Origin of the sequence: Rhodanobacter glycinis, from assembly GCF_006438785.1 — a bacterium.
GTDB classification, from domain to species: domain Bacteria; phylum Pseudomonadota; class Gammaproteobacteria; order Xanthomonadales; family Rhodanobacteraceae; genus Rhodanobacter; species Rhodanobacter glycinis_A.
In genome coordinates, this window is record NZ_RCZB01000002.1 from 196015 (window position 1) to 218851 (window position 22837).

17 protein-coding genes are annotated in these 22837 nt (G+C 66.8%); 10 read left to right on the plus strand and 7 right to left on the minus strand.

Going from position 1 to position 22837, the window contains the following annotated elements; genetic code table 11:
• Positions 1 to 4: 4 nt before the first annotated feature.
• From EAH75_RS08975 to EAH75_RS09005, 7 genes are read right to left on the minus strand one after another with little or no spacing between them, the layout of a single operon-like run.
• On the minus strand, positions 5 to 2038 hold the full coding sequence (locus tag EAH75_RS08975; RefSeq protein WP_140805198.1) for a S9 family peptidase: 2034 nt from the start codon (positions 2036 to 2038) through the stop codon (positions 5 to 7).
• Positions 2035 to 4584, minus strand: a complete 2550-nt coding sequence (locus EAH75_RS08980) for a CehA/McbA family metallohydrolase (RefSeq protein WP_140805200.1) — start codon at positions 4582 to 4584, stop codon at positions 2035 to 2037. The genes EAH75_RS08975 and EAH75_RS08980 overlap by 4 nt, the downstream gene beginning before the upstream one ends.
• A 3-nt stretch (positions 4585 to 4587) precedes the next feature.
• A complete protein-coding gene (locus tag EAH75_RS08985) occupies positions 4588 to 5925 on the minus strand; it encodes an acetyl ornithine aminotransferase family protein (protein WP_140648296.1) in 1338 nt (445 codons plus the stop codon).
• 17 nt (positions 5926 to 5942) lie between these two features.
• Positions 5943 to 6728, minus strand: a complete 786-nt coding sequence (locus tag EAH75_RS08990; protein WP_140648297.1) for a CoA-transferase subunit beta — start codon at positions 6726 to 6728, stop codon at positions 5943 to 5945.
• Positions 6725 to 7570, minus strand: coding sequence for a CoA transferase subunit A (locus tag EAH75_RS08995; protein ID WP_140648298.1), 846 nt, complete (start codon positions 7568 to 7570; stop codon positions 6725 to 6727). Before EAH75_RS08995 ends, EAH75_RS08990 begins: the two co-directional genes overlap by 4 nt.
• Positions 7571 to 7572: 2 nt before the next feature.
• On the minus strand, positions 7573 to 9156 hold the full coding sequence (locus EAH75_RS09000) for an aldehyde dehydrogenase family protein (protein ID WP_140648299.1): 1584 nt from the start codon (positions 9154 to 9156) through the stop codon (positions 7573 to 7575).
• 10 nt (positions 9157 to 9166) lie between these two features.
• Positions 9167 to 10486, minus strand: coding sequence for an aspartate aminotransferase family protein (locus EAH75_RS09005; RefSeq protein ID WP_140805202.1), 1320 nt, complete (start codon positions 10484 to 10486; stop codon positions 9167 to 9169).
• Positions 10487 to 10589: 103 nt separating this feature from the next.
• On the opposite strand from EAH75_RS09005, the gene EAH75_RS09010 reads away from it, so the two are divergent.
• The 10 genes from EAH75_RS09010 (at position 10590) to EAH75_RS09055 (ending at position 22758) form a co-directional block, all read left to right on the plus strand.
• A complete protein-coding gene (locus tag EAH75_RS09010) occupies positions 10590 to 11408 on the plus strand; it encodes an IclR family transcriptional regulator domain-containing protein (protein WP_140648301.1) in 819 nt (272 codons plus the stop codon).
• Positions 11401 to 12603 carry a 3-oxoadipyl-CoA thiolase gene (gene pcaF, locus EAH75_RS09015; protein WP_140805204.1) on the plus strand — a complete coding sequence of 401 codons (1203 nt, stop codon included), beginning with the start codon at positions 11401 to 11403 and terminating at the stop codon, positions 12601 to 12603. Before EAH75_RS09010 ends, pcaF begins: the two co-directional genes overlap by 8 nt.
• The gene (locus tag EAH75_RS09020; RefSeq protein ID WP_140648303.1) at positions 12600 to 13994 is read left to right on the plus strand and encodes a M20/M25/M40 family metallo-hydrolase; all 1395 of its coding nucleotides are present in this window, start codon (positions 12600 to 12602) and stop codon (positions 13992 to 13994) included. Before pcaF ends, EAH75_RS09020 begins: the two co-directional genes overlap by 4 nt.
• Before the next feature lie 106 nt (positions 13995 to 14100).
• On the plus strand, positions 14101 to 16125 hold the full coding sequence (locus EAH75_RS09025) for a tetratricopeptide repeat-containing sulfotransferase family protein (protein ID WP_140648304.1): 2025 nt from the start codon (positions 14101 to 14103) through the stop codon (positions 16123 to 16125).
• A gap of 35 nt (positions 16126 to 16160) precedes the next feature.
• Positions 16161 to 18647, plus strand: a complete 2487-nt coding sequence (locus EAH75_RS09030) for a TonB-dependent receptor (protein ID WP_428993503.1) — start codon at positions 16161 to 16163, stop codon at positions 18645 to 18647.
• A 304-nt stretch (positions 18648 to 18951) separates the two neighbouring features.
• Entirely contained in the window at positions 18952 to 19203 is a 252-nt protein-coding gene (locus EAH75_RS09035; protein ID WP_140648306.1) for a hypothetical protein, read from the plus strand.
• Between the two features lie 218 nt (positions 19204 to 19421).
• Positions 19422 to 19619 (plus strand): hypothetical protein, encoded by a 198-nt coding sequence (locus tag EAH75_RS09040; protein ID WP_140648307.1) that lies wholly within the window; start codon positions 19422 to 19424, stop codon positions 19617 to 19619.
• A 473-nt stretch (positions 19620 to 20092) separates the two neighbouring features.
• The gene (gene rocF, locus EAH75_RS09045; protein WP_140648308.1) at positions 20093 to 21007 is read left to right on the plus strand and encodes an arginase; all 915 of its coding nucleotides are present in this window, start codon (positions 20093 to 20095) and stop codon (positions 21005 to 21007) included.
• A gap of 34 nt (positions 21008 to 21041) precedes the next feature.
• Positions 21042 to 22406, plus strand: a complete 1365-nt coding sequence (locus tag EAH75_RS09050) for a tryptophan--tRNA ligase (protein ID WP_140648309.1) — start codon at positions 21042 to 21044, stop codon at positions 22404 to 22406.
• Between the two features lie 28 nt (positions 22407 to 22434).
• Positions 22435 to 22758 (plus strand): hypothetical protein, encoded by a 324-nt coding sequence (locus EAH75_RS09055; protein WP_140648310.1) that lies wholly within the window; start codon positions 22435 to 22437, stop codon positions 22756 to 22758.
• Positions 22759 to 22837 lie beyond the last annotated feature (79 nt).

Below are 22837 nucleotides of genomic sequence, written 5' to 3' on the forward strand. Positions count from 1 at the left end.
CGGTTCACGGACCGCTGCCTGCAGGCTTCAGGAAGCGGTCGTACCAGGCCAGGTTGCGCTGCATTCGGTCACGCAGGTAGCTCGGCACCGTGATGCCGTGGTGCTGGCCGGGATAGACCACCAGCTCGGTCGGCACCTTCAGCGAGCGCAGTGCCTGGTACATCTGCTCGGCGCCGATGCAGGGCACGTTGAAGTCGCGTTCGCCGCACTGGAACAGGGTCGGCGTGGTGATGCGGTCGGCATGCAGGAACGGGTAGCTCGCGCGGTCCCAGGCCTCGCGGTTGCCCCACGGCGTGCCCAGCTCCAACTCGTACTCGCGCGCGTATTCGTCGTCGCCGTACATGCCGTACATGTTGCCGCTGCCGGCACCGCTGATCGCCGCCTTGAAGCGCGTGTCGCGGGCGATGATCGCGTCGGTGAGGATCGCGCCGTAGCTCCAGCCGCCGATGCCGAGGCGTGCGGGATCGGCCAGCCCCTTCGCGACAACGTGATCGACGCCGGCGAGCACGTCCTGCATGTCCTTGTGGCCCCAGTCGGCATAGATCGCCCGCGCGAAATCGAAGCCGCGGCCGGAACTGCCGCGCGGATTCACCGCCAGCACCGCGTAGCCATGGGCGGCATAGACCTGCCAGTCGGGCATGAATTCGTGGCTGAACTGATAGACCGGACCGCCGTGGACGCGCACGATGGTCGGGTAGCGCTGGCCCGGCACGTAGTCGAGCGGCTTGACCAGCAGCGCGTCGATCGCCGTGCCATCCGGGTTGACGAAGTGCAGGGTCTCGCTCGCAGCCAGGCGCTTGTCGCGCAGCCAGGCGTTGTGATTGCCGAGCGGGCGCAGGCGATCGGGCTCGACCGCAGCCAGCGCGTAGGGATGGGTGTCGTCGCCGCCGAGCACGACGATGCGGCCATTCGCCGAGACGTCGAGGTCGACATCGAAACGATCGCCGTGCGTGAGCTCGCTGACCTTGCCGCTGCGCAGGTCGATACGCGACAGCAGCGTGACCTGGCGCTGTTCGACCAGTGCATAGACGCTGCGGCCGTCCGGCGACCAGTGCACCTTGGTCAAGCAGCGGTCGATCGGCGCCGGAAGCGTGGCATTGCCGCTGGCGACGTCGATCACCGCCAACTGCCACGGCGCGTAATAGATCCACTTGTCCTCGCCGCCTTGCAGATAGGCGATGCGCGTGCTGTCCGGCGACCAGGCCGGGCGCGTCTCCCAGTACGGATCGAGATCGGAACCGGGGAAGCGGGTGAGCTGGCGCTCACTTGCGCCAGCGTGGGGCGCGATCACGTAGATGTCGTAGTTGAGGTGGCGATCGGGATCGGCGCCGCGCTTGGTGACATAGGCGATCCACTTGCCGTCGGGCGACCACGCCGGCAGCTGCTCATCGTGCACGCCAGGTGTGAGCAAGGTGGCCTTGCCGCTGGCGATGTCGACGATGTGCAGGTGCTTGTGGCGGCGACCGAGCCAGCCGCTGTCGTCGTCCTTGAACTGGAAACGGTCGGTGACGATCGGTGGCGAATTCTTCGGCTTCTTCGCGCCGGGCGGCTGCTCCGGATCGAAGGCGATCACGGCGAGCTGCGTGCCGTCCGGTGACCACACAAAATCCTCGACGCCGCTCGGGAGGTCGGTGACCTGGCGTGCCTCGCCACCATCGGCGGGCATCAGCCAGACCTGGGTCTTCGTCTCGTCGTCGGCCTGTTCGGCATCGTGCTTGCGATCGGACAGGAACGCGATGGACCTGCCGTCGGCCGACCACTGCGGGTGCGACTCGTCGCTGTCCGCGGTATGCGTGAGCTGCGTGCGTTCGCCGCCGTCGTAGCGCACGCGCCACAGGTCCGACTGCGGCTGATCGCGATCGGGGTTGGCCGTGGTCACGGTATAGGCCACGAACACGCCGTCCCTCGACAGCGCCGGCTCGCTGACGTCGGCCAGGCGGCCGAGGTCGGCGGCGCTGAAGCGCGCGTCGTCCGCCTGCGCCAGCGCGGACCCTGCAGCCAGCAGCGCCAGCAGGCCCAGGCTCAGGGTTCGCTTCATCGGCCACCTCGCGTCATTGGTCTGGACGGCTGCGCGCCGGCGGCCAACGCCAAGTAGGCGTTGCGCGCGCGGCCGAGGTAGTCGAGCGTGGCGCGTTTTTCCGCGGCGGTGTTGTAGTCGTCGCGGGCGGAAGCCGCTTCGATCACCCGCGTGAGCCAGGCGGCGAACCAGGCCGCATCGTCCCGCGCGCTCGGTGCCAGCAGCTTGTCGCTCAGCCACACCGGATTGGTGGTGGCGTAGGGATACAGGTCCAGCACCTGCGGATCGGCGCTGTCGTTCCAGGCGCGCAGCAGCACCCAGCCCGCGGCCAGGTCGATCTCGCCGGCGCCGTCGAATCGTTGATGGTTGCCGCCGAGTGTGAATGTCTCGACCACCTTGCCGTTCTGCACCAGTTCCAGGTGGTCGACCGCCACCGGCGAGCGCAGCGACACGCGGTAGCGGTGTCGACCGGTTGCGGCGAGCGTGTCGCCGGGCTTCGCGTCGTCCAGCAGCAGCCCGAGCAAGGGGCCGTTGCTGGCGAAGCCGTGACCGGCCTTCAGCGCGGCCATCGCCGCGGCGCCATCGCGCTTGCCGTCGGTGTCGAGGAACACGCGGTTGAGCCCGACCGGGCCGCGCAGCGAGGCGTAGTTGGCCATCGCATCGGTACCCGCGCCGGTGGGCAGGTGGAAGCCGAGATTGAGCAACCGGTACCACACCGTGGCCGTGGCCTTGTGATCGGAGAAGCCCATCACCTCGATGTAGTCGACCTTGCCTTCGATGACGTCCGCGGGCAATTCGTTGCTGAGCACCGCATCGTGCGCGGGATCGGGCAGGGTATCGAACGGGTGCACGTAGCCGACCACGCCGCCCTGCGCATGCGCGAGGTCGGCGATCACGCCATTGTGCGGATACGGGCTGGCCAGCGCGGTGTGCCGGTAGGCGGCGAAGCCCGGCGTCAGATAGTGGTCGCCGAGGTTGAGCAGACCCAGGTGGCCCCAGAAACTGGTGTGGTATTCCTGGGCATGCAGCACCAGCGTGCGCGACGTGCTGGCCGGATCGGGGTCGGTGCGGAACGCGGCGATGTCGGGCACGCGTTCCTCCTTGTTGACGACCAGGTCGTAGGCCAGGTCGAGGTCTTCCGCGCGCGCCTGTGTGGCGAGGTGCGTCGGCGTGTTGCGGTAGTGGCCACCGTAGTTCATGTGAATGTGCAGGTCGGCGCTGATGAAATCGCCGAACGCAGCGGGCAGTCGCTGTGGCTGCAGCGCAACCCTGATCGGCGTGTCCTGGCCCGCCACCGCGGCGATGCTCTTTCGCCACGGCGCATAGGCGAAACCGTGTTGCACCCACACCGTCACCGGTCCCGCGGGCACGTCCATAGCGCACGGCGACGTGCAGTGGAAGTAGTGCGTCTCGGTGGCCTGCAACGTGCGGTCGAAGCCGTCGTCGCCGTACATCCAGGCATCGTCCGGCGCATGGGCGCGACCGTCGCTGGCAAGCACGGCCACGCGTGCCGGCGTGCGTTCGCCGTGCTCGTCGACGATGTCCAGCACGAGATGCGCCTGCGCGAAGCGGGGCTGGCGATGCGTCGGCGCGACCGTGCGGGTGGCGCCGCCGAGCGCCTCGACCACGCGCAGCGCGGTGTTGCCGTCGCGGTTGTCGATATAGGCGATGCGGCTGCCGTCGGGCGACCAGCGCGCGTTGCGACGGTCGAACTCGCCGAAGCTCAGCGGCAGCGGCGCGGCGCCGTCGGGCGTGGTCAGCCACAGCTGCTGCCACTGGCGGCCGTGGTAGCTGGCGTAGAGCAGGCGCTTGCCGTCCGGCGCGAGTTCGGGGCGCGCGCTCCAGCTGGTTTCCTCGCTGAGCACCTTGCGGCGCTGCGCCGGATCGGCCACCGGCACCGACCAGATGTCACCGGTACCCCAGCCGATCTCCGGATTGCTGACGTAGTAGAGCGTCTTGCCGTCCGGCGACCACGACGGGTTGATCGCATGGTCGAACGCGGAATAGTAGTAGCGGTCGAGCTTGCTCTTGCGCTCGCCGAGCAGCAGCCGCACGTGATGGAGGCCGCCGGCGTCGAGGTCGGCGACGAACAGGTTGAAGTGGCCGCTGCCTTGCGTCGAGACCCAGGCGATCTGCCGACCGTCCGGCGACAGTCGTGGCTCCACGTTGACCGCGCCGTCCGTGGTCAGCGCCTGCTCGCGGCCGCTGGCCAGATCCAGCCGCCACAGCTCGATCGCGTTGCCGTCGTAGCGGGCGAACACCACGCTGCGGCCGTCGCGCGCCACGTCGGGCTGGTAGTCGTAGGCACGTGCGGCGTGGGTGAGTTCGGTGGCCGTGTCGCCGTCGATGCGCTGGCGCCACAGCGAGCCGGCCATGCTGTAGACCAGCGTGGCGCTGTCGGGCAGAAAGCTTGCCGACGACGGCCCGGTGGTCAGCTGCGGCAGATACAGCTCGCGCCAGTAGTAGCTGTGCGGCAGGTCGACCTGCTTCAGCACGGGCTCGCGCGCGGCCTGCACTGCACCCGCGCACAACAAGAGGGTGAACAGGACGATCAGCTGGCGCGGCATGGCTCAGCTCCCCGTCAGTGCTTGATCGAGGCTGCTGCGCAGCAGCGTCATCGCCTCGTCGATCTCGTCGGTACTCACGCTCAACGGCGGCATGAAGCGCACCGTGCTGGTGCCGCATGAAAGCAGCAGGAGGCCGTTGTGGAAGGCGCGGGTGACCACCTTGTCGCACAGCGCGCGCGCCGGCGTGTGCCCGGCATCGGTCTCGACCAGCTCCATGCCGATCATCAGGCCGCGGCCGCGCACCTCGCCGATGCACGGATAGTCGCGCGCCAGCTCGTGCAGGCACGCCATGAAATGCGCGCCCACCTTCCCGGCGTTGTCGGCGTAGCCGCCGGCGACCAGATCGATCGTGGCATTGGCCGCGGCGCAGGCGATCGGATTGCCGCCGTAGGTGTTGCCGTGCGCGCCGCGTTTCCACTGCGACATCAGCGACTTCCTCGCCACCACTGCGCCGATCGGCAGGCCCGAACCCAGCCCCTTCGCCGAGGTGACGATGTCCGGCGCCACGCCCCAGTGCTCGCAGGCGAACATCTTGCCGGTGCGGCCGATGCCCGACTGCACCTCGTCGAAGATCAGCAGGATGCCGTGCTGGTCGCACAGTGCGCGCAGGCCGGCGAGGAAACCCTCCGGCGGTACCACGTAGCCGCCCTCGCCCTGGATCGGCTCGACCAGGATCGCCGCCACTTCGGACGGCGGCACGTTGCGTTCGAACAGCATGCGGATGTAGTCGAGCACGGCCCGGCCCTGGTCGGCGCCGGCGAACAGCGGCCGGTACGGATTCGGATACGGCACGTGGGTGACGCCCGACATGGGCGGCGCGAAGCCGAGCTGCTGCGTGTACTTGCTTGAGGTGAACGACAGCGAGCCCATCGTGCGGCCGTGAAAACCGCCGAGGAAGCCGATGAAGCGTGGCCGCCCGGTGACGTAGCGCGCCAGTTTCAGTGCGCCTTCCACCGCCTCCGTGCCGGACTGGCACAGGAAACTCATCGCCGGTTCGCCGGCCAGTGTCTGCATCGGTGCGATCCGCGCCAGACGCTCGCCGAGGCTCACCATCTGCTCGTGCCAGTAGTCGCTGGAGATGTGCAGGAAATCATCCGCCGCCGCCTTCACCGCGGCGACCACCTGCGGGTGCGCATGGCCGGTGGCGCATACCGCGATGCCGGCAGCGAAGTCGAGGAAGCGGTTGCCGTCGACATCCCATACCTCGGTGCCGCGGCCGTGCGACATCACGAACGGGTAGTCGCGCGGGTACGAGGGCGAGATCACCTCGGCATCGCGCGCGATCATCGCCCGGGCCTTCGGGCCAGGCAGGGCAGTCTTGATGTGGGCGGGGCTCGGCATGGCGGCAGTCTTCCGGTTCACAGAGGGATGCGTACGGGGCGCGCATGCGCCTCGCGGGTGCGGGTGTTGAGCGCGCGCAAGGTGGCGTGTTCGTGCGCGCTGGGCGGGGCGATCGTGTCGATGCGGTCGGCGACCAGCAGTGGCCAGCCGACCGCGGCGCGGGCCTCGTCGACGCTGGCGTCGGCGAACAGTGCAGTGAGCTGCAGCTCCTCGCTTTGCGGGTGCGGCGTGAGCATGCCGAAGTCGGTGATCACCGCGCGCGGGCCGCCGCCGGGAGCGCCGCTGCGTGCACGCGCGCCATGGCCATCGAGGTAGCCGGCGCTGGTGCGGAAGTCGAGGCGTTCGACGAAGCTGCGTCTGGACGCCTTGAGCATCACGAATACCTGCCGCGCGTGCAGGGCGATTTCCGGTGCGCCGCCGGCGCCGGGCAGGCGCGTCTGCGGCGCGTCATAGGGACCGATCACGGTGCTGTTGAGGTTGCCATGGCGGTCGATCTGGGCCGCACCGAGGAAGCCGATGTCGACGCGCCCGGCCTGCAGGTAGCAGCTGAAGATCTCCGGCAGCGTCACCACGCAGGCTGCGGTCTCGGCCAGTTCGCTGTCGCCGATCGACAGCGGCAGCACGTCCGGGCGCGTGCCGATGGTGCCGGATTCGTAAATCAGCACAATCTCCGGCGCATGCGTGAGCCGCGCCAGGTTGCAGGCCGCGCTGGGCAGGCCGATGCCGACGAAGCAGACGCTGTGGTCGTGCAGCAACCGCGCCGCGGCGACCGTCATCCACTCGTCGCGCGTACAGGTGCTCATGCAACATCCTGTTGCAGACCCGTGAGGAACGCGTGGTGGTCGGTGTTGCCGAGCACGTGTTCATCCATCCAGGCGAGAAAGTCCGTCCGCTCGCGCGCGAGCGAATCCCACTGCCGGTAGAACGCGTTGTCACGCGCGTAGCAACCCTGCGCGTAGGACGGATACGCGCCGCCGCGGCATTCCACCACGGCACTGACCACCCAGTGCGGCAGCATGATGGCGTTCATCGCCGGCGGCAGCGTGTCGACAATTTCCTCGACGGTCACGATCAATGTCTTCGCTGCCAGTGCAGCTTCACGCGCGGCGCCGACGATGCCGTGGATGGCGACGTTGCCGGCGCGATCGGCGCGCTGCGCGTGCAGGATGGTCACGTCCGGATTCAGCGCGGGCACCGCTGCCAGCATCTCGCCGGTGAACGGGCATGCCACGCGGCGGATGTTCGGGTTGTGCGCGGGCAGGTCGGTGCCCAGGTAGCCGCGCAGCGCGCCGAACGGCAGCCGCGCCGCACCTGCGCAGAATGCGGCGGCCATGCCGGCGTGGCTGTGCTCGTCGAGTTCGAGCGGGCGCGGCCACTGGTGTTCCACCGCGTCGCGCAGCCGGTGCAGCGAGCCGACGCCGGGGTTGCCGCCCCAGGAGAACGTGAGCTTGCGTGCGCAGCCCATGCCGATCATCTGGTCATAGATGATGTCCGGCGTCATCCGGATCAGGTGCAGCTCGCGCCGCCGCTGACGGATGATCTCATGCCCGGCCGCGAACGGAATGAGATGGGTGAAGCCTTCCAGCGCGACGCTGGCGCCATCGGTGACGAAGCGTTCGATCGCGTCGGCGAGCGGCAGGAGCATGCTCACTCCACCACCGTGCGCGACTGCTCGCGCAGGTATTGCGCGAGGTAATAGAACGAGGCGATTGCCTTGCCGGTGGAACCCGAACCCTTCCAGCCGCCGAATGGCTGATAGCCGGGCCACGCGCCGGTGGTCGCGCCCTGCGGACGGTTGGCGTAGGTCACGCCGGCCTCGATGTGATCGTGGAACCAGCTCACCTCGTCGGCGCCGCCGAAGAAGCCCGCGGTCAGGCCCATCACCGAGTCGTTCGCCAGCCGCATCGCCTCGTCGCGTTCGCGGTAGCGGTGCACGGTGAGGATCGGCAGGAACATCTCGTGCTGCCACAGCGGATGCTCCAGCGACAGCTCGGCCAGCAGCGGGTCGACGTAGTAGCCACGCGCGAGCGCCGTCCTGCCTGCGCTACCCAGCCCGAGCCTCGCGCCGCCGCAAAGCATGCTGGCGCCAGCGACGCGCAGTGCCTCCGCATGACGCTGGTAGTTGTCGTAGGCCGTGGCGTTGACGACCGGCCCCAGCCAGTTCTCGCGCCGGCGCGGATCGCCGATGCGGATCGCGGCGATCTGCGCCTGCAGGCGTCCGATCAGCGCATCGGCGACGCGCTCATGCACGTACAGTCGCGACAGCGCCGAGCACTTCTGTCCACCCATGCCGTAGGCGGAACGCACGATGCCCGCGGCGGCGCGATCAAGATCGGCGTGCTCGGTGACGATGCATGGATTCTTGCCGCCCATCTCGGCGATGCACGGTCGCGGATACGCACCGCCGGCCATCTGCTGCATCAGTTGCCGGCCCACCGGCACCGAGCCGGTGAAGGTGATGCCGGCGGTGAGCGGGTGCTGCACCAGCGCCTCGCCGATATCGCGTCCGGCGCCGGACAGGTAGTTGAACACGCCAGGCGGCAATCCCGCGTCGCGCACGCAATCGGCAAGCATGCGGCCGGCCCACGGCGTGTCGCTGGCGCCCTTGAGCACCACGGTGTTGCCGGTGACCAGCGCCGCCGCCACCGGGCCACCGGCCAGTGCCAGCGGGAAGTTGAACGGCGCGATCACCACCCACACGCCATGGGGCCGCATCACGCTGGCGTTGTGCGAGGCGAAGCCGGCGATCGGATCGTCCGGCAGCACGTGCGTGTAGCCGGCGTGGCGCTCGAAATCGTCGGCGTAGTGGTGGAAGAAATCCACCGTCTCCTGCACCTCGCCCAGCGCCTCCATGCGGTTCTTGCCGACCTCCAGCACCATCGCGGCGGCGATCTCGTAGACGCGTTCCTCGATGATCTCGCCAACGCGATGCAACAGGCGTGCGCGTTCGGCCACCGGCGTCGCGTGCCAACCCGGATAGGCCGCCCGCGCGGCGCTCATCGCGGCCTCGACATCGGCGGTGTCGGCCAGCGCGAACTCGCCCAGCCGCAATTCGTGGTCGATCGGGCTGTAGCGCGCGACGTGTCGCGCCGAGTCCCGGTCGGCGCCGTCGATGAACAGCCGGTGATGCGCGCCGAGCCCGGCCTCGACATGCGCCAGCGCCGCCTCGAAGCGTTCGTGCATGGCGTCCGGCGGGTTGTACATGGTGGCGTAGGTAAGGCGGAAACTCATCGACGAATCCTCAGGCAACAGCAGGGAAGAAGCGCGCCAGCAGGCGGTCGAGCAGCGTCAGCGCATCGGCCAGCGCATGGCTTTCGATCACCAGCGGCGGCGCCAGCAGCAACAGGTTGCCGCGGCAGGCGAACGACACGCCTTCGGCCATCGCCGCGTCGACCAGTGCGTTCAATGCGGGTGGCGTCCGCGGCCATGGTGCCAGCGGCTCGCGGGTGACGCGGTCGGCGACCAGTTCGACCACCGCGAACAGACCGTGGCCGCCGCGTACATCGCCGATCACCGCATGGCGCGACTGCAGGCTGTGCAACTCGGCGCGCATCCATCCGCCCAGGATGCGCGAGCGGGCGATCAGGCCTTCGTCCTGGTACGCACGCAGCGCCGCCAGCCCGGCCGCGCAGGACAGCGGATGGCCGCAGTAGGTCAGGCCGGTGTAGAGCATCTGATGTTGCAGGCGCGCAGCGATCTGCGCCGACATCACCACCGCGCCGAGCGGCAGGTGCGCGCCGGTCAGGCCCTTCGCCAGCGTCATCAGGTCGGGCTTGCCGGCGGCGCCGTGGCGCTGCCACGCAAACCATTCGCCGCAGCGGCCGAAGCCGCTCATCACTTCATCGGCAATCAGATAGACATCGCGCGCGCGGGTCGCTTCACGCAAGCCGGGCCAGTAGTTGTCCGGCGCCACGATGCCGTTGGTGCCGGCGTTGGGTTCCATCAATACCGCGGCGATCGTCGCCGCGCCGTGCTGATCGATCGTCTCCGCCACTGCCGCGACCGCGTGCTCGCCGCAGGCTTGCGCGTCCTCGCTGCCGAACGGGCAGCGATAAGTATCCGGCGGTGGTACATGCAGCACGCCGAACGGTTCCGGATCGACCTGGGAGCGGGTGCGCGCATCGCCGGACAGCGCCATGCAGGCGTAGCTGGCACCGTGGTAGGAGCGATCGCGCGTGACGATATGCCCGCGCGGCTTGCCACTGGCCTGGCGCGCGAACTTGACCGCGTTCTCGTTGGCATCCGCGCCGGCGAGGGTGAAGAACACCCGCCCGCCGTCGAAGCCGGCCTTCTCCAGCAGCGTCTCGGCCAGTTCCGCGCGTGGCTGCGCGCCCCACGCCGAGGTGACGAAGCACAGCTGCTGTGCCTGCCGGCGGATCGCCTCGACCACGGCCGGGTGCTGGTGGCCGAGGTTGCTGCATTCGGCCAGGCTGCTCATGTCGAGGATGCGCCGGCCATCCTCGAGTTCGAGGTATGCACCGCTGCCGCCGACCACGGTCGGCGCCTGCCATGTCGACTGCATGCACCAGCTGTGCAGGACGCTGTCGCGTTCATTCGCCACGCGTATACCTCGAATCCGTTTGTTCGGTAATCGCACAACAATTCGTATTGCGAACCCATTTGAAAGCTTCTACGCTCGGGCTGTCAATGGGAATCCGTGGCGTATGGCATCGACACCCTTCGAACAGAGTGCGGACTACGTGCAATCGCTGGCGCGCGGCCTGCGTGTACTGCGCGCTTTCGACCGCGAGCTGTCCAGCCCAAGCCTGTCCGAGGTCGCCGAGCGCACCGGGCTGTCGCGCGCGGTGGCGCGCCGCTCGCTGCTGACCCTGCAGCACCTGGGTTATGTCGGCAGTCGCGGCCGGAATTTCTTCCTGACCCCGCGCGTGCTGGAGCTTGGCTACAGCTACCTCAGTTCGCTGGATTTGACCGAGCTGGCGCAGCAAAGCCTGGAACAGCTGTCGCAGCGCGTGGGCGAGTCGTGCTCGATGGCGGTGCTGGATGGCAACGAGATCGTCTACGTGCTGCGCGTGCCGGTGCGCCGGGTGATGAGCGTGGCCCTGGGAGTGGGCGCGCGCCTGCCCGCGTTCGCCACCTCGCTGGGGCGGGTGATCCTGGCGGATCTGCCTGCCGCCGAGCTGGCCGCCTGGCTGCGTGGTCAGAAGTTTCGTGCCTACACGCCGCAGACGATCCGTACTGCCAGCGCGCTGAAGGCGGAGCTGCTGCGCGTGCGCGAGCTGGGTTACGCACTGGCCTCGCGTGAGCTCGAGCCCGGACTTTGCTCGATCGCGGTGCCGATCCGCGCTGGCGATGGCCGCGTCGTGGCCGCGCTGAACATCGGCATGCCGTACAGCGACGAAGCTCCTGCGCGTGCGGTGAAGCAGATGCTGCCGGCCCTGCGCGAGGCGCAGCACGCGATCGAGCAGGCGATTCGCCGCGGTGGCTGGCTGCCGCACATGGCGATGAAGAGCGCGTATGACTAGCGCCTGGCTGCTCGACGCGACGCGCACTCCGTTCGGCCGCCTTGGCGGCGCGCTGGCCGGCGTGCGCACCGACGATCTCGCGGCACTGCCGATCGCTGCATTGATGGCGCGCCACCCGGCGCTGGACTGGGCGGCGCTGGACGAAGTGATCCTGGGTTGCGCCAACCAGTCCGGCGAGGACAACCGCAACGTGGCACGCATGGCCGTGCTGCTGTCCGGATTGCCCGAAAGCATTCCCGCGGTCACCGTGAACCGCTTGTGCGCGTCCGGCCTGGAAGCGATCGGCCAGGCGGCGCGCGCGATTGCCTGCGGCGAGGCTGAGCTGATCGTCGCCGGCGGTGTCGAAAGCATGAGCCGTGCGCCCTACGTGATGGCCAAGGCCGGCGGCGCGCTGGCCCGCGACCAGCAGCTCGAGGACACCACGCTGGGCTGGCGCCTGATCAACCCGCGGATGCAGGCGATGCACGGCACCGACTCGATGACGCAGACCGCCGAGAACCTCGCGCGCGAACACGGCATCGACCGCGACAGCCAGGACGCCTATGCCCTGCGCAGCCAGCAGCGCGCTGCGAACGCGCAGCGGCGAGGCTGGCTGGCGGAGGAAATCACCGCCGTGCATGCACCGCGCGACGGGGAATCGGTCGTCGAGCGGGTCGACGAGCATCCGCGCCCGGAGACCACGGCGGCACAACTCGCGGCGTTGAAGCCGCTGCTCGGGACCGGCACCAGCATCACCGCGGGCAATGCGTCAGGTCTGAACGATGGCGCTGCCGCTGTGTTGCTGGCCTCGGAATCGGCACTCAAGCGATACGATCTGCGGCCGCTCGCGCGCATCGTCGGCATGGCCTCGGCTGGCGTCGCGCCGCGGGTGATGGGTATCGGCCCGGTGCCGGCCATTCGCAAGCTGCTCGCACGCACCGGCCTGCGCCTGTCCGACTTCGACCGCATCGAGATCAACGAAGCCTTCGCCGCGCAGGTGCTGGCCTGCACGCGCGCACTCGACCTGCCCGATGATGCCGCCCACGTCAACGCCAATGGCGGCGCGATTGCGCTGGGCCACCCGCTCGGCGCCAGCGGCACGCGGCTGGCGATGACGGCGGCGTTCGCACTGCGTCGTCATCAACAACGCCGCGCGCTGGTCAGTCTGTGCGTGGGTGTCGGCCAGGGCCTGGCCCTGGCCATGGAGCGAGCATGAAGCGCGTGATGACCGTCTGCCTGCTTGTTGCGCTGTTGCTGCTGCCGCTGGGCACGAAGGCGACAGAACCCACTCCCGCTGGCGAACGTGCGCTCGGCCGCGAGCTGCTGAGCGAATTGATCGCCATCGACACCACCTCCGAACACGGCAGCACCACGGTGGCGGCGGACAAGCTGGCGCAGCGCTTCCTCAAGGCGGGCGTCGCGCCGGCGGACGTGCAGGTGGTCGGCGACGACGCGCACCGGCGCAACCTGGTGGTGCGCCTGCGCGGTCGTGGCGAACGCGAACCGATCCTGCTGCTGGCGCATCTCGATGTCGTCGAAGCTCGCCGCGAGGACTGGCACGTCGATCCGTTCGCCCTGACCGAGCGCGACGGCTACTTCTACGGCCGCGGCAGCATGGACATCAAGGGTGGCGCCGCGGGGCTGGTCAGTGCGCTGCTGCGCCTACATCGCGAAGGCAGCGTGCCGAAGGGCGACTACATCCTCGCACTCACCGCCGGTGAGGAAGATGGCGTATCCAACGGCGTGCAATGGCTGCTGGCGCACCGGCCCGAGCTGATCCATGCCATGTACGCGATCAATGTCGACGGCGGCGGCCCGGAGATCCGCGGCGGCAAGCCGGCGCTGCTGTCGGTGGAAACCGCGGAAAAGGTCTACCTGAGCTACACCCTCACCGTGCACAATCCCGGCGGGCACAGCTCGCTGCCGACCCCCGACAACGCGATCTACCGGCTGGCGCAGGGACTGGATCGGCTGTCGTCGCTGCAGTTCCCGCTGCGCAGCAACTCGGCCACGCGCGGTTACTACGGCGGGCTCGCCACGCTCTACGCCGGACGGACCGCAGACGACATGCGCGCCGTCGCGCGTGAGCCATCCGATCCCACCGCACTGCAGCGGCTGGCGGCGTCCTCCGTCTACAACAACGCGCAGCTGCGCAGCACCTGCGTTCCCACCTTGCTGCAGGGTGGGGCAGCCGAGAACGCGCTGCCGCAGATGGCGCGCGCCACGATCAACTGCCGTCTGCTGCCGGACGAGGATCCGGATCAGGTGGATGCCATGCTGAAAAAGGCGGTGGCCGATCCCGCCATCGCGATTGCCCGTGTCGCCGCACCGCAACCGAGTCCGCCCAGTCCGGTGGACCAGGCGCTGTTCGCGCAGATCGCCCAGGTCGCGAACAGTCTGTGGGGACCGATTCCGGTGGCGCCTTACATGTCCGCCGGCGCCTCCGACAGCGTATTCCTGCGCGGCGTCGGCATGCCGTCCTATGTCTTCAACGGCATCGCCTATGACGTCGACGACGACCGCTCGCACGGTCAGGACGAACGCATCCTGGTCGACTCCTACTACCAGTCGCTGGATTTCAGCTATAGATTGCTGAAAGCTCTCTGAGGGTTGCCGCCGCCCATGCATCGCACCAAGCCCTGTTGCCCCGCCCGACACGCCAGGTTTCCATCGGTGCGTCACCCTGCGTTGCATTGCTGCGGATGTGCGAGCCATGACTGATACGAGCGCTACCGGCACGCTGGAACAGGCGCTGGCCCATGCCGAACGCCTGCTCGATAGCGACCCGGTGCTGGCTGGTGTGCAGGCGACCGAGATCCTCAAGGTGGCCGGGGGCCACCCGGTCGCGCTGCGGCTGCTGGCAGCGGCACAGGCGGCGCAGGGCGATTCCGCGGGCGCGATCGAGACCCTCGTGTCGTTGGCCGGAACCCAGCCGAACTGGGCGCTTGCCCATCTCGATCTCGGCCTGGCGCTGGGCGGCCGCGGCCGCGGCCAGGAAGCGATCGACGCGCTGCGCCGGGCGGTGACGCTGAAACCGGAGTTGCCGCAGGCATGGCGCGCGCTGGGCGACCACCTGATGGCGGCCGGCGACTTTGCTGCTGCCGATGTCGCCTATGCCAACCACGTGCGCCATTCCACCAGCGACCCGGGTTTGCTCAGCGCTGCCATCGCGCTGGTGGAGAACCGCATCCCCGAGGCCGAGGCCCTGCTGCGCCAGCACCTGAAACAGGCGCCGACCGATGTCGCCGCGATTCGCATGTTCGCCGAGGTGGCTGTTCGCGTGGGCCGCAACGAGGACGCCCAGCATCTGTTGGCGCGCTGCCTGGAGCTGGCGCCCAGCTTTCATGCCGCGCGGCAGAACTACGCTCTGGTCCTGCACCGGAGCAACCAGCCCGAGCAGGCGCTGGCCGAGATCGAGCGCCTGCTGGTGGCGGATCCGGTCCATCCGGGTTACCGCAACCTGAAGGCGGTGGTGCTGTGCCGGATCGGCGACTACGAGCCGGCCATCGCCATCTACGCCGACCTGCTTGAACACTATCCAGGCAACCCGAAGGTCTGGATGAGCTATGGCCACGCACTCAAGACGTCCGGCCACGGCGATCGCGCCATCGCCGCCTATCGGCGCAGCCTGGAGCTCGAGCCGTCTTTCGGCGAGGTCTGGTGGAGCCTGGCCAACCTCAAGACCTTCCGCTTCAGCGCCGACGATCTCGCCACGATGCGCCGGGAGCTGGCGCGTACCGGGCTGGGCGACGACGATCGGTTGCACCTGGAGTTTGCGATCGGCAAGGCGCTCGAGGACGAGGGCGCGTACGAGTCATCCTTCCACCACTACGCGCAAGGCAACGCGCTGCGTCGCTCGCAACTGCATTACAGCGCCGACGACACCAGCGCGCGCGTGCAGCACATCCGCGACAACTACACACAGGACTTTTTTGCCGCGCGCGCGGGCGCCGGCTGCCAGGCGCGCGATCCGATCTTCATCGTCGGCCTGCCGCGCGCCGGCTCCACCCTGATCGAGCAGATCCTGTCCAGCCACAGCCAGGTGGAAGGCACGATGGAGTTGCCTGAAGTCACCTCGATCACCCGCATGCTGCGCGGGCAGGGCGACGCCGACAGTGCCATGCCCTACCACGGCGCGCTCGCCGCGCTCGATGCCGACGCCTTGCGCGCGCTGGGCGAGCGCTACCTCGCCCACACCCGGATCCAGCGCAAGACCGCGGCGCCGTTGTTCATCGACAAGATGCCCAATAACTTCATGCACGTCGGCCTGATTCATCTGATGCTGCCGAACGCGAGGATCATCGATGCGCGCCGGCATCCGCTGGCCTGCTGTTTTTCCGGCTTCAAGCAGCATTTCGCGCGTGGACAGAGCTTCAGCTACAGCCTGGACGACATGGGTCACTACTATCGGGACTATGTCGCGTTGATGGCGCATTTCGACAAGGTCTTGCCGGGGCGCATCTATCGCGTCATCTACGAGCGGATGGTCGAGGACACCGAAGGGGAGGTTCGGCGCCTGCTCGACCATTGCGGCCTTCCGTTCGAGGAATCGTGTCTGCGCTTCTTCCAGAACGCGCGGCCGGTACGCACCGCCAGTTCGGAACAGGTGCGCCAGCCGATCTACCGTGAAGGCATGGATCACTGGAAGCACTTCGCGCCATGGCTGGCGCCACTGGAGCAGGCGTTGGGGGCGGTGCTAGGGCGATATCCCGACGTACCGGAATCTGAAGCGATGTAGCACGTTCGATTGTCGTCACTTTGAGGGAGGGGCAAATGATGCAAAGGCACACGTCCATACAGAGAAACACGCCACGAGCGAGATTGCACCGATTGCCGCTGGCCGCGGCGATCTGTTTCGCCATGAGCATGCCGGCGTTCGCGCAGGATGCCGGCCAGACCCAGCCGCCGGACACGACACAGACCAAGCCGAGGGTTGCGACCCTGGGTGCGGTGACCGTGACCGCACAGAAACGTACCGAAAACCTGCAGAAGGTGCCGATCAGCATCCAGGTGCTGGGCACGGAAAAAATCGAGCAGCTTCACATATCCAACTTCGACGACTATGTGAAGTACCTGCCCAGCGTGGCCTACCAGAGTGCCGGCCCCGGCTTCTCCGAGATCTACATGCGCGGCGTGGCCAGCGGCGGCGACGGCAATCATTCCGGTTCGCGGCCGAGCGTTGGCGTGTATCTCGATGAGCAGCCGGTCACCACCGTCACCGGCCCGCTCGACATCCACATGTACGACATCGCCCGCGTCGAGGTCCTGGTCGGCCCGCAGGGCACCCTGTACGGCGCCAGCGCGGAATCCGGTGCGTTGCGCATCATCACCAACAAACCCGATGCCAGCGGTTTTGCCGCCAATTACAGTGTCGGCATCGACTCGGTGGCCCACGGCGGCATCGGGCATGTGGTCGAAGGGATGGTCAATATCCCGATCTCGAAAAGTGCGGCGATCCGTCTCGTCGGCTGGCATGAACACGACGCCGGCTATATCGACAACAAGGAAGGCACGCGCTCGTACCCGAGTTGGGGTGGCACCGTCAGCAACGCCAGGAACTGCACGTCGGCGAGTCTGCTGGTCTGCATGCCCGCGGCCAAGAAGAACTACAACACCAACGACATCGACGGCGCGCGCGCGGCGCTGAAGGTCGATCTCAACGACGACTGGTCGATCAACGGCACGGTGATGGGGCAGAACGTGGTTGCCAACGGCAACATCGCCACCGATCCGGCGATCGGCGATCTGGCCGTGACTCACTTCTATCCCGAACGTACCTCCGACCGCTGGTGGCAGGCGGCGCTGACGGTGCAGGGCAAGATCGGCAATTTCGACCTGACCTATGCCTACGCGCATCTCAAGCGGAATCAGGTGGAGCACAACGACTACAGCGACTATTCGTTCTGGTATGACCAGCTTCCCTATTCCTACGGCACCTACATCTACGACAACAGCGGCGCACTGATCAATCCGTCCCAGTACATCATTGGCAAAGACAAGTACGCCATGAACAGCCACGAATTGCGCCTGGCCTCGCCGAAGGAAGATCGCCTGCGCGTGGTCGGCGGCCTGTTCTGGGAAAAGTCGGTGCATGACATCGAACAGCGCTACATGATCAACGGCATCGCCGATTCCATTTCGGTGACCGGCTGGCCGAGCACGCTCTGGCTGACCGAGCAGGTTCGAACCGATCGCGATGAAGCCGTGTTCGGCGAGCTGTCCTACGACTTCATCCCCGACACGCTCACAGCCACGGTTGGCGGGCGCTACTTCCGTGCCGACAACAGCCTGGGCGGCTTCTACGGCTTCAGCTCGGGCTATTCGCCCAGTTCCACCTATGGCGAGGCGGGCTGCATTTCGCCGCAGCCGTTCCATGGCGCACCTTGCCTGGACTTCAACAAGAACGTGAAGGAAACCGGCTCGCTCGGCAAGGCCAACCTGACCTGGAATATCACGCCGACCAAGATGCTCTACCTCACCCGATCCGAAGGCTATCGCCCCGGCGGCATCAACCGTCGCGGTTCGCTGCCGCCATACAAATCGGATTACCTGACCAGCTACGAATTCGGCTGGAAAACCACCTGGTTCGGCAACCGGCTGTCGCTCAACGGTTCGGTGTTCCAGCAGGACTGGAAGGATTTCCAGTTCAGCATCCTGGGTGCCAACGGCCTGACCGAGATCAAGAACGCCAACCAGGCACGTATCAGGGGCCTGGAGACCGAGTTGAACTGGGCCGCCACCTACAATCTGGAACTCAGTGGTGGGGTAGCCTTCTACGATGCCAAGCTGACCGCGAACTATTGCGGATTCACCGACGCCAGCGGTACGCCGGTCACCAACTGTCCCGGCGCGGAGTTGGCACCGACGGGCACCCAGTTGCCGGTGACGCCCAAGTTCAAGGGCAACTTCATCGCCCGCTACACCTTCGATGTTGGTGAAAACGAAGTGTTCATCCAGGGTGCGATGGTGCATGTGGGTGAACGCAGGTCCGACCTGCGGAAGCTTGAAAACAGCCTGACCGGCAATCTCGCTGCCTACACGACCATGGACGTCTCCGCGGGCTTCCACAAGAACGGCTGGTCGGTGGACGCGTACGTCAACAACCTGTTCGACAAACGCGGGCAACTCTACAAATATGCCGAATGCGCGGAGGCAGTTTGCGCGGCCCACGGCGTGGTGCCGCAATATCCCAACGGACAGGTCTACACGGTCACCAACCAGCCACGTACTTTCGGCGTTCGTTTCAAGCAGGACTTCTAGCCACGGCGACCTGACACGCGGGACCAGAAGGCTCTTCAAGAACCGCCAGGGATGGCGGTTTTTTTTCATGGCGATGGTCGCGCCGGGCAATGATCACAGGCCATTTGCCTGATCGTCTTGATGCCGATGTCGATGTCGATGCCTTCGACCAGCCTGAAAGCTGGCCGTCCCTGCCGTTTATCGCGGGGTCGGCTGACAAACCTGTACCAGGGTTAAGCCTCCACGGATGCTTAACGTTGCTATCGCGATCCGTGCACTTCAAACGCCTCAGTCTCCAGCGATTAACGGGCGTGAGGACACATCCATGGGTACGCTATACGTGGTGCAGGGCTTTTACGAAGTGGATGGTGATGTTGTCGCCGACAAGCCGATTCTTCACGGCATGGAACAACTGGCGCGCACGCGGGGCGAGATGCTGGCGGGCCAGCGGGATGGGGTGCTGGTGTACGCGCAGGCTGCGAACATCGACCGTGACGAGTATTCGCAACCGGTCATCCTGGCGAAGTACGGCCACGTACCTCATCCGGAGCAACAGAGTCTTCGCCAGGCGGGGTAGGCGTCGCACGATCGATGAGGGTTCGAACGAACCCGCATTCAGTTGGAAGTGCCATGTTCAGGATGCGGGACGGGTTTCCCCTGGCATCAGGCAGCTTTCATGCCAGCTGCCCGGTCGAATTTCAATCGATTTTTATATGCAAAGTTCATGTGCAGGTGCTGTGAAAGCTTGCTACGATCAGTACAACGGTTGCACGGGGGCAGCCGGGAGTAACTGACATGCAAACGCTTCTTGCACATTCCGCCTTCTGGCGTGGAGTGTCGCTGTTTGCAGGGATGCTGTTAGGAAAAGCCATCAGGGATACAAGGTCCGTGACCACGCTGGTTCGCGACGACGAACTGGTATCGTGGTGCGCGGGTGCGCGTTCGCGTCGTGAGGACGAACTGGCGCGAAGCCGCCGGACGGAATTGCACTGAGCGAATACGCGGGTACCGACGCGCGGATGCATCGCCACGGACCGCAACCAGTGGATTCCAGAGACTCGATCCGGGGATGCCATCCCTGGACGATCCGACTGGCGGAGCATCAGCCAGCTTCTGCCGTGGCAGGCATTCACGAGTACCCAGACCGCAACCCCGCCACATTATCCGCGGACGGCGCTTTGTCCGGTTGCCGGGATATCGGTTGCGCGTCGGACGTCCGGCCTCGCCGGTTCGATCATTCTCCGGGCGAGAGGTGTTGTGCAGAGAGACGCCTGCCGGCGCGGGCAGGACCATTCCGGTAAACTTCATCGGACTGGCGATGAATCATGTCGCGAATGTCATTCCTACATGAGCGACGGTGATCGCGCGGTCGCGCTGGCATGCCGCTGCACTTCGCCGGCCGACATGGCGATGCGCGACGCGTCTGGACTGTGTCGTCTGCATGCCGCAGGCAGGTAAAAGAGGTTATGAGCAAACAGACCGTTTCACTGATCGGCGTGCCGACCGATATCGGAGCCGGCCATCGCGGCGCAGCGATGGGGCCGGAGGCATTGCGGGTGGCCAATCTGGCCGCGCGGCTGGAACGTCGCGGGTTGCAGGTTGTCGACCGCGGCAACCTGCAGGGGCCGCTCAATCCGTGGCTGCCACCCGAGCAGGGCTATCGCCACCTGAAAGAAGTGGTGGCCTGGAATACGGCCGTCTATACGGCTGTCCGCCAGGAGCTTCAGGCGGGTTGTCTGCCGATCATGCTTGGCGGCGATCACTGTCTGGCCATCGGGTCGATCTCGGCGGTAGCCCGTCATTGCCACGATCAAGGCAGGAAGCTGCGGGTGTTATGGCTGGATGCACACACCGATTTCAACACGGCGCAGGCCACGCCCTCGGGGAATATCCACGGCATGCCCGTGGCCTGCCTGTGCGGCAATGGTCCGGATGAGCTCACCGGGATCGGCGGACATGCGCCGGCAACCACGCCGGACGTGTTCCGCTACATCGGCATCCGGTCGGTCGACGAAGGCGAGAAGCGACTGGTGCGTGGGGCGAACATGCAGGTTCACGACATGCGCCATATCGACGAGGTCGGCATGAAGCGTGTGATGGAGGAGGCGCTGGCAGGTATCGACGACAACACCCACTTGCACGTGAGCTTCGATGTCGATTTCCTCGACCCCAGCATCGCGCCCGGTGTCGGTACCACCGTGCGCGGCGGACCGAACTATCGCGAGGCGCAGCTGTGCATGGAGATGATCGCCGATACCGGGCGGATGGCCTCGCTGGACATCGTCGAACTGAACCCGGCATTCGACAAGCGCAACCAGACCGCGAAGCTGGCGGTGGATCTGGTCGAGTCGCTGTTCGGCAAGTCCACGCTGATCCGCTGATTGCCCTCACCCGAAGACACCCCAAGCAAACACCATGCAGACTCGTGTACTGACCGGCATCACCACCACCGGCACCCCGCATCTTGGCAACTACGTGGGCGCGATCCGCCCCGCCGTCGAGGCCAGTCGTCGCGACGACGTCGATGCGTTCTATTTCATGGCCGACTACCACGCGCTGATCAAGAGCGATGATGCGGCGCGGATCGAACGTTCGCGACTGGAGATCGCCGCCACGTGGCTGGCGGCCGGCCTCGATCCGGCACGGGTCACGTTCTACCGCCAGTCGGACATTCCGGAAATTCCCGAGCTGACCTGGTTCCTCACCTGCGTCGCTTCCAAGGGCATGCTCAATCGCGCGCATGCGTACAAGGCGGCGGTGGACCGAAACACGGAGACCGGCGAGGACGCCGATGCCGGCATCACTGCCGGCCTGTACATGTACCCGGTGCTGATGGCCGCCGACATCCTCGCGTTCGACGCGCACAAGGTGCCGGTGGGGCGCGACCAGATCCAGCACATCGAGATGGCGCGTGATCTCGGCCAGCGCTTCAACCACATCCATGGCCGCGAGTTCTTCGTGTTGCCCGAGGCGCTGATCGAGGAGCAGGTGGCGACACTGCCCGGCCTCGACGGGCGCAAGATGTCGAAGAGCTACGACAACACCATCCCGCTGTTTGCCGGCGGCAAGAAGCAATTGCGCGAGACGATCATGCGCATCGTGACCGACTCGCGCCTGCCGGGCGAGCCGAAGGATCCGGATAGCGCTGCGTTGTTCACGATCTTCCGTGCGTTCGCCAGCGAGATTGAAACGGCCGCATTCCGTCAGGCGTTGCTTGGTGGCCTCGGCTGGGGAGAGGCGAAGCAGGTGCTGTACGAACGGATCGAGTCCGACGTGGCGCCGATGCGCGAACGCTACGAAGCGTTCATGGCCGATCCGGTGGCGATCGAAGCGATCCTGCAGCAGGGTGCGCAGAAGGCACGTGCGATCGCCACACCAAAAATCGCCGCCTTGCGCGAAGCACTGGGGCTGCGTTCGGCCAGGTCGGTAGCCACGACGGCGGGCCAGCCAAAGCCGGTGCCGAAGCAGGGCAAAATGCCGCGCTTCGCCAGTTTCCGCGACGCCGATGGTAACTTCCGTTTTCGCCTGTTCTCCGCGGATGGCGAGGAGTTGCTGCTGTCGATGCCGTTCGCCGATCCGAAGGCGGCCGGTGCGTTGCAGAAACGTCTCCGGGCGTTGGGCGCAGCGGCTGCCGTGTTGCAGGTTCAGTCGTCAGGCATGAGCCTGGTGCTGGACGGTGAGCCGGTTGCAAGTACACCGGATTACCGCGATGAATCGGAACGCAACGACGCCCTCGCGCAACTGCACGAGGCACTGGATCAACTCGCCGCGCACGAATGATGCGCCGCGATTCATGAGTGATTGACCGATGCGTTACCTCGCCATCCTGCTGCTTGCGCCGTGGCTGCTGATCCTGTGCTGGGCCTATTGGGCCTATCCGAAGAGTCTGCCGCGCACGTCGCCCCGACGCGTCCTGGATGTTGCAGCCCTGCTGCTGGCGCTGATCGCCGCTGCGCAGTGCGCGGTGATCGGCTTCGATCAGGTCGAGTTGCCCGTGGTCGACGGCTTCGGGCGTGCCAGCGGCGCGATCTGGCAACAGGTGCTGCCTGCGTTGTACGGCTACGGCGCGTTCACCGCCGTACTGGTGCTGGCGATGCTGTTGCGCCATGTGATCTGGGGCCGTCGCCGCTGACCCTGCCCGATGGCAGTTGCACCGCGCCGATGAATTTGTCGCGCGCATAACAGTAAGCCGTCCATCACGGCGGGCAACT

Bases quoted from the DNA above. Each gene is read 5' to 3' on its own strand.
- EAH75_RS08995 (WP_140648298.1), bottom strand. From the start codon at position 7,570: ATGCTCCTGCCGCTCGCCGACGCGATCGAACGCTTCGTCACCGATGGC.
- EAH75_RS09030 (WP_428993503.1), top strand. From the start codon at position 16,161: ATGATGCAAAGGCACACGTCCATACAGAGAAACACGCCACGAGCGAGA.
- EAH75_RS09050 (WP_140648309.1), top strand. From the start codon at position 21,042: ATGCAGACTCGTGTACTGACCGGCATCACCACCACCGGCACCCCGCAT.
- EAH75_RS08975 (WP_140805198.1), bottom strand. From the start codon at position 2,038: ATGAAGCGAACCCTGAGCCTGGGCCTGCTGGCGCTGCTGGCTGCAGGG.
- EAH75_RS09035 (WP_140648306.1), top strand. From the start codon at position 18,952: ATGGGTACGCTATACGTGGTGCAGGGCTTTTACGAAGTGGATGGTGAT.
- EAH75_RS08980 (WP_140805200.1), bottom strand. From the start codon at position 4,584: ATGCCGCGCCAGCTGATCGTCCTGTTCACCCTCTTGTTGTGCGCGGGT.
- pcaF (WP_140805204.1), top strand. From the start codon at position 11,401: ATGACTAGCGCCTGGCTGCTCGACGCGACGCGCACTCCGTTCGGCCGC.
- EAH75_RS09025 (WP_140648304.1), top strand. From the start codon at position 14,101: ATGACTGATACGAGCGCTACCGGCACGCTGGAACAGGCGCTGGCCCAT.
- EAH75_RS08985 (WP_140648296.1), bottom strand. From the start codon at position 5,925: ATGCCGAGCCCCGCCCACATCAAGACTGCCCTGCCTGGCCCGAAGGCC.
- EAH75_RS08990 (WP_140648297.1), bottom strand. From the start codon at position 6,728: ATGAGCACCTGTACGCGCGACGAGTGGATGACGGTCGCCGCGGCGCGG.
- EAH75_RS09020 (WP_140648303.1), top strand. From the start codon at position 12,600: ATGAAGCGCGTGATGACCGTCTGCCTGCTTGTTGCGCTGTTGCTGCTG.
- EAH75_RS09055 (WP_140648310.1), top strand. From the start codon at position 22,435: ATGCGTTACCTCGCCATCCTGCTGCTTGCGCCGTGGCTGCTGATCCTG.
- EAH75_RS09010 (WP_140648301.1), top strand. From the start codon at position 10,590: ATGGCATCGACACCCTTCGAACAGAGTGCGGACTACGTGCAATCGCTG.
- EAH75_RS09040 (WP_140648307.1), top strand. From the start codon at position 19,422: ATGCAAACGCTTCTTGCACATTCCGCCTTCTGGCGTGGAGTGTCGCTG.
- EAH75_RS09000 (WP_140648299.1), bottom strand. From the start codon at position 9,156: ATGAGTTTCCGCCTTACCTACGCCACCATGTACAACCCGCCGGACGCC.
- rocF (WP_140648308.1), top strand. From the start codon at position 20,093: ATGAGCAAACAGACCGTTTCACTGATCGGCGTGCCGACCGATATCGGA.